11 protein-coding genes and 1 pseudogene are annotated in these 9,665 nt (G+C 57.4%); 9 read left to right on the top strand and 3 right to left on the bottom strand.

Annotation, left to right across the window (positions count from 1 at the left end; translation table 11 throughout):
• Nucleotides 1-140: 140 nt before the first annotated feature.
• Together ACMX3H_RS14450 and ACMX3H_RS14445 are read right to left on the bottom strand one after the other, a co-directional pair.
• Nucleotides 141-281, bottom strand: a complete 141-nt coding sequence (locus ACMX3H_RS14450; protein WP_415211340.1) for a transposase — start codon at nt 279-281, stop codon at nt 141-143.
• 352 nt (nt 282-633) lie between these two features.
• A complete protein-coding gene (locus ACMX3H_RS14445) occupies nt 634-1,461 on the bottom strand; it encodes a dienelactone hydrolase family protein (RefSeq protein WP_415211339.1) in 828 nt (275 codons plus the stop codon).
• A gap of 250 nt (nt 1,462-1,711) precedes the next feature.
• Between ACMX3H_RS14445 and udp the strand changes: the two genes are divergently transcribed.
• The 9 genes and pseudogenes from udp to tatC all read left to right on the top strand — a co-directional run bounded on the left by udp (nt 1,712) and on the right by tatC (nt 9,406).
• Complete coding sequence (gene udp, locus ACMX3H_RS14440) at nt 1,712-2,479, top strand: uridine phosphorylase (RefSeq protein ID WP_415211338.1); 768 nt, start codon at nt 1,712-1,714, stop codon at nt 2,477-2,479.
• A gap of 119 nt (nt 2,480-2,598) precedes the next feature.
• A pseudogene (locus ACMX3H_RS14435) lies at nt 2,599-3,116 on the top strand (DedA family protein).
• A gap of 65 nt (nt 3,117-3,181) precedes the next feature.
• Nucleotides 3,182-4,780: a DNA recombination protein RmuC gene (rmuC, locus tag ACMX3H_RS14430; protein WP_415211337.1), complete on the top strand. Its 1,599-nt coding sequence runs from the start codon at nt 3,182-3,184 to the stop codon at nt 4,778-4,780.
• 66 nt (nt 4,781-4,846) lie between these two features.
• The gene (gene ubiE / locus ACMX3H_RS14425) at nt 4,847-5,605 is read left to right on the top strand and encodes a bifunctional demethylmenaquinone methyltransferase/2-methoxy-6-polyprenyl-1,4-benzoquinol methylase UbiE (RefSeq protein ID WP_415211336.1); all 759 of its coding nucleotides are present in this window, start codon (nt 4,847-4,849) and stop codon (nt 5,603-5,605) included.
• A gap of 12 nt (nt 5,606-5,617) precedes the next feature.
• On the top strand, nt 5,618-6,136 hold the full coding sequence (locus ACMX3H_RS14420; RefSeq protein ID WP_415211335.1) for an SCP2 domain-containing protein: 519 nt from the start codon (nt 5,618-5,620) through the stop codon (nt 6,134-6,136).
• On the top strand, nt 6,133-7,767 hold the full coding sequence (ubiB, locus tag ACMX3H_RS14415) for a ubiquinone biosynthesis regulatory protein kinase UbiB (RefSeq protein ID WP_415211334.1): 1,635 nt from the start codon (nt 6,133-6,135) through the stop codon (nt 7,765-7,767). The genes ACMX3H_RS14420 and ubiB overlap by 4 nt, the downstream gene beginning before the upstream one ends.
• A gap of 50 nt (nt 7,768-7,817) precedes the next feature.
• Nucleotides 7,818-8,084 (top strand): twin-arginine translocase subunit TatE, encoded by a 267-nt coding sequence (gene tatE / locus ACMX3H_RS14410; RefSeq protein WP_415211333.1) that lies wholly within the window; start codon nt 7,818-7,820, stop codon nt 8,082-8,084.
• A gap of 3 nt (nt 8,085-8,087) precedes the next feature.
• Nucleotides 8,088-8,618, top strand: a complete 531-nt coding sequence (tatB, locus tag ACMX3H_RS14405) for a Sec-independent protein translocase protein TatB (RefSeq protein ID WP_415211332.1) — start codon at nt 8,088-8,090, stop codon at nt 8,616-8,618.
• A 17-nt stretch (nt 8,619-8,635) separates the two neighbouring features.
• Nucleotides 8,636-9,406 (top strand): Sec-independent protein translocase subunit TatC, encoded by a 771-nt coding sequence (tatC, locus tag ACMX3H_RS14400; RefSeq protein WP_415211331.1) that lies wholly within the window; start codon nt 8,636-8,638, stop codon nt 9,404-9,406.
• A 44-nt stretch (nt 9,407-9,450) separates the two neighbouring features.
• On the opposite strand, the gene ACMX3H_RS14395 is transcribed toward tatC, so the two are convergent.
• The coding region (locus tag ACMX3H_RS14395) for a transposase domain-containing protein (protein ID WP_415211330.1) at nt 9,451-9,665 on the bottom strand (215 nt) is incomplete at its 5' end.

Raw genomic sequence — 9,665 nt, 5'->3', positions numbered from 1 at the left:
TCGGCAGAGGGTAAAGGAGAACGTAAGGGTGATGGTTCGGCGGTGAGTGTAACCGCCAGTAGCTCAGCCTGCTGTGTAGTGGGGATTTTAGGTTGGACACCGAACTTGCCCTGACGGTAGAGCTGGCGCCAGTTGAACAGTTAATTGTCATTGATACCGTTATCCCGTGCCAGCTTGGCAATGGATACGCCGGGCTGGAGCGCCTGCTCAACCAGCTTAATTTTAAAGTCCAGCGGGAAATTTAGACGACGTCTTGAGGGTTTTGGTGGGGTTTGTTTCATGAATTGCGCCCATTAAAAAAATAATGGACATCATCTTTAATAATTTGATGGGAAATTAACAGACGGCGCAGGGCGTACGCTTACGGCCAGAGCGCGCATGTGCGCTGCGCTGAAGCCTCCCCCTGGGGGCTGATATGACGCGCATAGTTATCCACTGAGGCGTTGCCGGGCTTTGTGTTTTTTCTACTGGCGCATTGCCGTGCCTGATGTTTTTTCCGCGGGCGCATTGTCGGGGCTTACGCATTCATCACCTGAACACGCGGCTGTACCGCGCGCAATGATCCGCTGCGCGCGGTACCATGCCCTGCGCCTCTCTTTGCCGTGGGCGTCGCTACTCTCCCTGCCTCGCGCCTTAGTTCACCCCGCAGCGGGCAAACCAGGCCAGCATGCGTTGCCAGCCATCCTGCGCCGATGGGGCATGATAGCTTGGACGATAGTCGGCGTTAAACGCATGGCCGGCCTCGGGATACACCACAATCTCCGCGTCCGCATTAGCGGCGCGCAGCGCCTGGCGCATCGTCTCAATAGTTTCCAGCGGAATACTCTTGTCCTGCGCGCCGTATAAACCGAGCACCGGCGCAGTGAGTTGGGTGGCCACATCCACCGGGTGTTTGGGCATGGTCAACGTTTTATCGCCGATCAATTTGCCATACCAGGCGGCGGCGGCTCTCAACTGTGGGTTATGAGCCGCATACAGCCAGCTGATACGGCCGCCCCAGCAAAAACCGGTTATCGCCAGACGGCGCAGATCGCCGCCCTGGGTTGCCGCAAAGTGCGCGGTATGGTCCAAATCCGACAGCACCTGGCTGTCGGGTACTTTGCTAACCAATTCCGCCAAAAGCGTACCAACGTCATCATAGTGCGCCGGATCCCCCTGGCGGAAATAAAGCTCGGGGGCGATAGCCAGATAGCCTACTTTGGCCAGACGGCGGCAAAGATCCTGGATGTGCTCATGGACGCCAAAAATTTCTTGCACCACGATGACCACCGGCAAAGCGTCATGCTGGCCGGCGGGCCGGGCCATCCACGCGGGCATGGCATCACCCTGGCTGGGAACGGTGGTAGGGCCGGAAAGCAAGTTTTCACCGTCGGTCACGATCGCGGTGGCGGACGGTGCGCCCGCGGCGCGGGCAAAACCGCTAACCGGCGCGGGAGGAGTAAAGGTATCGTTAGGGCTCATTGGCATTAACCTTTTGTCATTATCACCAGTGGGACAGCTACACCTGTCAACTTAGGCCGCCGAAGCCGGTTCCGTCAATGTCGCCACGATGTGAATCTGGGCCGCGCTTGCCGTACCACTGCCTTTTCAGGCCCGCGAGCCTTGCCCTAGACGCTGTAAAGACGTCATAAAGCGGGGTTTTATCACGGTAAATACGGATAATTAATGATATTATCGGCGAGATAAGCCATTCTTTGTAGAGGTATATGCCGTGGAGCAGTCCGACGTTTTCCATCTTGGCCTAACATTTTCCGACCTTGCAGGCGCAACCCTTGCCATCGTTCCGGGCGACCCCCAGCGGGTGGAAAAAATCGCCCGGCTGATGGCTAACCCGGTACATCTGGCGACCCATCGTGAGTTTACCACCTGGCGCGCGGAGCTGGCGGGCAAGGCAGTGGTCGTGTGCTCCACCGGTATCGGCGGTCCTTCCACCTCTATCGCGGTGGAGGAACTGTCTCAACTCGGCATCCGTACCTTTTTGCGGGTGGGAACCACCGGCGCCATACAAAACGCCATCAATGTCGGAGATGTGCTGGTGACCACCGCCGCCGTGCGCCTGGACGGCGCCAGCCAGCACTTCGCGCCGCTGGCATTTCCAGCGGTGGCGGATTTTGCCTGCACCACCGCGCTGGTGCAGGCGGCGAAAAAGAACGGCGCCCGGCTGCATGTGGGCGTGACGGCTTCCTCAGATACCTTTTATCCCGGGCAAGAGCGCTATGACACCTACTCTGGCAGGGTAGTGAGGCAGTTCAAAGGGTCGATGCAGGAGTGGCAGGGTATGGGGGTGATGAATTACGAAATGGAATCTGCTACCTTATTGACGATGTGCGCAACGCAGGGACTGCGCGCGGGTATGGTGGCGGGAGTTATCGTCAACCGGCTACAGCAAGAAACTCCCGATATGGCGGTGTTGCAACAAACGGAAAGCGATGCCGTGGCTATCGTCGTGGAGGCCGCCCGTCTGCTGTTGACCGCCTGACGGCGCGATAGACCCGCGGGTGGCAGTCGGCCTTTCGCACCGTTTTCGTCCCCTTGACCGCAGGTGAAGCGTCACGCTCTAGTGTTCCGCTCGCGGCATGAGTCAGGAATTATGTATTAGTGGAAGACTGGATTTCCCTTATTGTCGATTTTGTGCGCCAGCATCAGGTGTGGGCTATACCGATAGTTTTTCTGCTGGCCTTCGGCGAATCGTTGGCGTTTTTGTCATTATTGCTGCCGGCGACGATAATTCTGCTCGGGCTGGGCGCGTTGATAGGCGAGGCCGGCATCCCTTTTTGGCCGGTCTTTATTGCCGCCCGCCGCCGGCGGTTTTTTCGGCGACTGGCTCTCCTATTTGGCTAGGCGACCACTACCAGCAACGGGTCTATGACCTGTGGCCGTTCACCCGCCATCCTGCCATGCTAGAGCGCGGCCACGCATTTTTTATGCGCTGGGGAATAGCCGGCGTCTTTTTCGGCCCGCTATGGGCGGTCGTGCCGCTCGTTGCGGGGCTGTGCGGTATGCCGCGGCTAGGATTTCAGCTAGCCAATCTTCTGTCCGCGGCGCTATGGGCGTTCGGCCTGCTGGCGCCCGGCGCATTCGGCTTGCGCTGGCTGACGCATTTCGTCGGTCAATAAAAGGATCTGGACATCTATACAGTTCCCCCTTAACGTGACTGTCAGCAGGGTTAGGCGGAGGCAATATGGATTACGGCCTGTTTTACGGTATAGGCGGCGCACTGATTGGCGCATTGCTAGGCTGGCTTATCGCCGGCGTCCGGCAGCATCAACGGCATTTGGCGCAGGAAGCGGGACGGATAAGTCTCGAGCAGGGGGTGCAGGCGGCGCGCCAGGCGCTGGCCGACGAACAACATGCCCGACGGCTGGCCGAGCTCGCGCTGCGCGACGGCGAACGGGAGCAGCGCGAACAGTACGGCCGGCTAGCCGCCGCCGAGGAGCGTTTGACCTCCCTCGCGCATTTCCGTCAGGAGTGCGAGCAGCTCAATCAAGAGCTGCGGGCGCAGCGGGAAATCAACAGCAGCCAGGAGGCGGAACTGCGAGAGGTGGCCATCCGTTTGGAGGAAACCCGGCTGGCGGCGGAAGAAAAGCAGCGTCTGTTAATCAATAGCGAGCAGCGGTTGTCGGCGCAGTTTGAAAATCTGGCCAACCGCATCTTTGAGCACAGCGGACGTAAGGTGGATGAGCAAAACCGCCAAAGCCTTGACCGGCTGCTGATGCCGCTGCGCGAGCAACTGGACGTTTTTCGCCGCCAGGTGCAAGACAGCTTCGGTCAAGAGGCGCGCGAGCGTCACACGCTAGCCCATGAAATTCGGAATTTGAAGCAGCTCAATGTGCAGATGGCGCAAGAGGCCGTCAACCTGACCCGCGCGCTCAAGGGTGATAACAAGGCGCAGGGCAATTGGGGCGAAGTGGTGCTCAGCAGGGTACTTGAAGCATCGGGGTTGCGTGAAGGCCATGAGTTTGAAACCCAGATCAGCATCCAGCAAGGGGATGGCCGGCGGCTGCAGCCTGATGTGGTGGTGCGTCTGCCGCAGGGGAAAGATGTGGTCATCGACGCGAAAATGTCGCTGGTGGCCTATGAACGTTATTTCAACAGCGATAATGATGCTGAACGCCAACTGGCGCTAACCGAGCATGTCAACTCACTGCGCGCCCATATGAAATTGCTGGGCCGTAAAGATTATCAGCAATTACCAGGGTTGCGCTCGCTGGATTACGTCTTGATGTTTGTCCCGATCGAGCCGGCCTTTATGGTGGCGATAGGCCGACAGCCGGAGCTGATAAGCGAAGCGCTGGCGCACAATATTATGCTGGTCAGCCCCACCACGCTGCTGGTTGCGTTACGCACGATAAATAATCTCTGGCGCTACGAGCATCAAAGCCGCAACGCCCAGCATATCGCCGATCGCGCGGCGCGCCTCTACGATAAATTGCGGCTGTTTATCGATGATATCAACGCTATCGGCCAAAGCCTTGATAAAGCGCAAGCCAGCTATCAGCTGGCGAAGAATAAATTGTCCGACGGGCGTGGTAATATTATCGGCCAGGCGGAAGGGTTCCGCGCCCTGGGCGTGGAAATCAAGCGACCCATCGCCTCCGCGCCAGGCGCCCATGTTCCCTTTGCCGATCGCCCCGGCGAGGATGCGGCGGCATCGGCAACCGGCCTGCCGGCCGTCGACCCGCCATCGCGGGACGAGAGTCGCGAGCCGCCGGAGGACGGGGCACAGGACGGGGCTGGCCCGTCACGGCAGGCGCGCGAGGAGTGTCCGCTGCGGGAGTGACGCGCCGCGGTGGGGCTTTCACCACGCATCTGTTTCTCTGAAAACTGATTGAGCAGGACGACGAACATGGCAGATGAAGACAAGCGTGAAACAACCCATTTTGGTTTCCGCCCCGTTGCGAAGAATCAGAAAGCGTTGATGGTGGCGGATGTCTTTCACTCCGTCGCGGCTAAATACGACCTCATGAATGATCTGATGTCCTTCGGCATTCACCGCATTTGGAAACGTTTCGCTATCCAGTGCAGCGGCGTGCGTCGTGGGCAAAAGGTTCTGGATCTGGCGGGCGGCACCGGCGATCTGACCGCCAAATTTTCGCGGCTGGTGGGTGAAGAAGGGGAAGTGGTGCTGGCGGATATCAACGACTCCATGCTGAAGGTGGGGCGCGAGAAGCTGCGCAACCGCGGGATTCTGGGCAACGTCAGCTATGTCCAGGCCAACGCGGAAGCGCTGCCGTTCCCGGACGATACCTTCGACTGCATCACCATTTCATTTGGCCTGCGCAACGTGACCGAAAAAGAGCAGGCGCTGAAGTCGATGTACCGGGTGCTGAAACCCGGCGGGCGACTGCTGATCCTCGAGTTTTCCACCCCGCGCTTCAAGCCGCTGAACAAAGCTTATGATCTTTATTCCTTTCACGTTCTGCCGCGCATCGGTGAAATGGTGGCCCGCGATGCCGGCAGCTATCGCTATCTGGCGGAGTCTATCCGCATGCATCCGGATCAAGAAACGCTGAAGTCGATGATGTTGGAAGCCGGGTTCGACAGCACTGAATATTTCAATATGACCGGTGGCATCGTGGCCCTGCACCGCGGTTATAAATTCTGATCGGGATATGACATGTTGCTGATGCCGCTGATAAGCGCAACGCTGGAAGCCGTGCTTAAACGCCTGCTTTATCAAGATCGCGCCATGTCCGCCGCCCGTGAGCGTCTGAAAGGTAAAGTTTTGCGGTTTGAATTGGCCGAATGGGAGACGCCGGTTATTCTGGTATTCGGCGAGCGCCAGGTAGATGTGCTTAACGCGTGGGATGACGCCGCGGATTGCACGGTGCGTACCCGTCTCGCCACGCTGCCGGCGCTGCTGGATATGGCTGAATTCGACGCGGCGGAGCTGCTGGCGCCCTGGGTCGGCGATATTGCCGCTGAAGGCGTCACCCAAGCGGTCGCGCGCCGGCTGACCGAGGCGCGGCGGCTTTTGCGCACCGGCCAGGGTCGGATGACGCAGGCAATTACCGACGAATGGCGCCTGACGCCTTCGGCTTTGGAACTGGCGTGGTTTTGTGGCGAAGTGGATGATGTCACCCGGGCCAGTGAAAATCTGGCGGCCCGCTTGGATAAACTGGAGGCCAGCAGATGATATTCGGGGAGATCCGCCGCCTCTATCTGATTATTCGCGTCATGCTCAGTTACGGACTGGACGAGCTTATCCCGAAAACGCGGTTGACGCTGCCGCTGCGGCTGGGACGCAATTTACTGTTCTGGATGCCGAACAACCATGGGCAGCGCATGCTGGGCGAACGTTTGCGCCTGGCGTTGCAGGAGTTGGGACCGGTATGGATTAAGTTCGGTCAAATGCTCTCGACCCGCCGCGATCTGTTCCCGCCGGCCATCGCCGATCAGTTGGCGATGCTGCAAGACAGGGTGCAGCCTTTTGACGGCGCCCTCGCGCGCGCGCATATCGAACGCTCGATGGGGCAGCCGCTGGAAAACTGGTTCGACGATTTTCAGCAGGAGCCGCTGGCTTCCGCCTCCATCGCGCAAGTGCATACCGCCCGGCTGAAAAACGGCAAAGAGGTGGTAATCAAGGTGATCCGCCCGGATATTTTGCCGATGATTAAGGCCGATATACGGCTAATGTACCGGCTGGCCAGCTGGGTGCCGCACTTGCTGCCGGACGGCCGGCGGTTGCGGCCGGTGGAGGTCGTGCTGGAATATGAAAAGACGTTGCTCGATGAGCTTAATCTGCTGCGCGAGGCGGCCAATGCCATCCAGCTGCGACGTAATTTCGAGGGTAGCCCGATGCTCTATATTCCGGAGGTCTATTCGGATTATTGCAGCGAAACCATGATGGTGATGGAGCGCATCTATGGCGTGCCGGTCAACGATGTGGCGGCGCTAGAGAAGCAGGGCACCAACATGAAGCTCCTGGCGGAGCGCGGGGTACAGGTCTTTTTTACCCAGGTTTTTCGTGATAGTTTTTTCCATGGCGATATGCATCCGGGCAACATTTTCGTTAGTTTTGAACACCCGGAGAATCCCCAGTATATCGGTATCGACTGTGGTATCGTCGGGTCACTGAACAAAGAAGATAAGCGCTATCTGGCGGAAAATTTTATCGCCTTTTTCAACCGCGATTATCGCAAGGTGGCGGAGCTGCACGTGGACTCCGGCTGGGTGCCGCCGGATACCAATGTCGAAGACTTCGAGTTCGCTATTCGCACCGTCTGCGAGCCTATTTTTGAAAAGCCACTGGCGGAGATCTCATTTGGTCACGTACTGCTGAATCTCTTTAACACCGCGCGGCGGTTTAATATGGAAGTGCAACCGCAGCTGGTTTTGCTGCAAAAAACGCTGCTGTATATTGAAGGCGTCGGGCGGCAGCTTTATCCCCAGTTGGATTTATGGAAAACGGCCAAGCCCTTTCTGGAAGTCTGGATCAAGGATCAGGTCGGTCTGCCGGCTATTCTGCGCGCGCTAAAGGAGAAGGCGCCTTATTGGGTGGAGAAATTGCCCGAATTGCCCGAACTCGTCTATAACGGTTTGAAGCAACATCGCCTGTTGCAGAAAAGTGTCGATCGCTTGTCGGTGGAAATGCGGGTTCATCATGTGCGGCAAAGCCAATCCCGTTTTTTGTTCGGCATTGGCGCCACGCTGCTGCTTAGCGGCACGTTTTTAATGACGCAAAGCGATGACGAGGGATCTCTGCCGGCCTGGCTTATGGCCGCCGGTATCGTCAACTGGATTATCGGCTGGAGACGCACCGCGTAGCCGTCGGTGGGACTATAACCGGGTTTTACCCCCTTCACAGAGGTAAATTTATGGGTGGTATCAGCATTACACAATTATTGATCATAGCGACTATCGTAGTGCTGTTATTTGGTACGAAAAAGCTGCGCGGCCTGGGCTCGGATTTAGGCGCTTCGATTAAAGGATTTAAAAAATCCATGAGCGAAGATGATAATATGGCGACGAAATCGTCGGATAAGCCTACACAAGATGCCGACTTTACCCCACCGCCCATTGCGCCGAAAGCCGACCCGACACGGCCGGATGAAGCCAAAAATAAAGATAAAGAGCAGGTATAAGCCGTGTTCGATATTGGATTTGGTGAGCTTATGCTGGTATTCGTTATCGGACTGGTGGTGCTGGGTCCAGAACGTTTGCCGGTTACGATCAGGACGGTGGCAGGTTGGATCAGGGCAATACGATCCATGGCGTCGACGGTGCAGAACGAATTAACGCAGGAGCTTAAGCTGCAAGAGCTGCAGAACAGCCTGAAGAAAGTTGAAGAGGCCAGTAAAAACAATCTGTCGCCGGAGCTGAAAGCCTCAATGGAGGAGCTGCGTGAAGCGGCGGAGTCTATGAAAAAGGAATTCAAGGGCATCAATAGTGCCGCACTGGATCCGGCTGAGCCGCATACGATTCACAATCCCCTGGTGACCGATTCCGAGGTGTTGCATGATGGTGTGACCCCGGCGGAAGGCGATCGCCAGGCAGACGCGCCGCCGATGACGCCGGCCGATTCCGTAGCGAATTCGGCGGCCCAGGCCGCGCCGCCTACCGCGAAACCGCCATCCCAAGCGGAGCCCCGCGGCCGGCATCGTCCACTTCTCCACTGAATAATGATCGCTAATCCATGGCCGTTGATGATACCCAACCCCTGATCAGTCACTTAATCGAACTACGCAAGCGGCTACTTTATTGCATCCTCAGCGTACTGGTGGTCTTTCTGGCGCTGGTTTATTTCGCTAACGATATATATCAGCTGATATCCGCGCCGCTTATCAAACAGTTGCCGACGGGCGCCAGCATGATAGCGACCGATGTCGCGTCGCCGTTCTTTACGCCAATCAAACTGACCATCATCATCTCGGTATTCGTCTCCGCGCCGCTGTTGCTTTACCAGGTATGGGCCTTCGTGGCGCCCGCGCTGTATAAACATGAACGCCGGCTGATGATGCCGCTGCTATTCTCCAGCACCCTGTTATTTTATGCCGGTATGGCTTTCGTCTACTTTGTCGTGTTCCCGCTGGCCTTCAGCTTTTTTGCCCATACCGCCCCGAGCGGCGTGCTTATCGCGACCGATATCAATAACTACCTCGACTTCGTTATGGCGTTGTTTATGGCGTTCGGGGTGTCGTTTGAGGTGCCAGTGGCTATCGTACTGCTATGCTGGAGCGGCGTGGTGACGCCGGAGGATCTGCGCAAGAAGTGGCCCTATGTGCTCGTCGGCGCCTTTGTCATTGGTATGCTGCTGACGCCGCCGGATGTATTTTCCCAAATGTTGTTGGCGATACCTATGTACCTGCTGTTTGAAATCGGCGTTTTCTTCGCCCGGTTCTACGTCGGTAAAGGGCGTAAAGGCGCTGAGGAAGAAGACGATCCCGAGGAGGATGAGCCTGAGTAACGTCGCGGCAATACGTAAGCGTACGCCCAGCGCCGTATTGACAGTTATTCAGCAGGGATGGTGAGGTTCCACGGCAGAAGCTCTTTGATTTTGTTGATAGGATGATCCACGATAATCGCCAGCACATGGCGCAGATACGCTTCCGGCTCCACGCCGTTCAGTTTGCAACTGCCGATCAGCGTATACATCAGCGCCGCCCGGTCGCCGGCGCTATCCGAACCGAAGAACAGATAGTTCTTGCGACCCAGGCTTATTACCC

This window comes from Sodalis sp. (in: enterobacteria) (genome assembly GCF_047607725.1).
Lineage (GTDB): Bacteria > Pseudomonadota > Gammaproteobacteria > Enterobacterales > Enterobacteriaceae > JBLKSS01.
The sequence above is the reverse complement of the archived record's forward strand: the minus strand, read 5'-3'. Positions and strand labels throughout refer to the sequence as shown.

Coding starts and splice junctions, on each gene's coding strand:
- ACMX3H_RS14450 (WP_415211340.1), bottom strand. CDS start 281: ATGAAACAAACCCCACCAAAACCCTCAAGACGTCGTCTAAATTTCCCG.
- ACMX3H_RS14445 (WP_415211339.1), bottom strand. CDS start 1,461: ATGAGCCCTAACGATACCTTTACTCCTCCCGCGCCGGTTAGCGGTTTT.
- rmuC (WP_415211337.1), top strand. CDS start 3,182: ATGGATTACGGCCTGTTTTACGGTATAGGCGGCGCACTGATTGGCGCA.
- ubiE (WP_415211336.1), top strand. CDS start 4,847: ATGGCAGATGAAGACAAGCGTGAAACAACCCATTTTGGTTTCCGCCCC.
- ACMX3H_RS14420 (WP_415211335.1), top strand. CDS start 5,618: ATGTTGCTGATGCCGCTGATAAGCGCAACGCTGGAAGCCGTGCTTAAA.
- ubiB (WP_415211334.1), top strand. CDS start 6,133: ATGATATTCGGGGAGATCCGCCGCCTCTATCTGATTATTCGCGTCATG.
- tatE (WP_415211333.1), top strand. CDS start 7,818: ATGGGTGGTATCAGCATTACACAATTATTGATCATAGCGACTATCGTA.
- tatC (WP_415211331.1), top strand. CDS start 8,636: ATGGCCGTTGATGATACCCAACCCCTGATCAGTCACTTAATCGAACTA.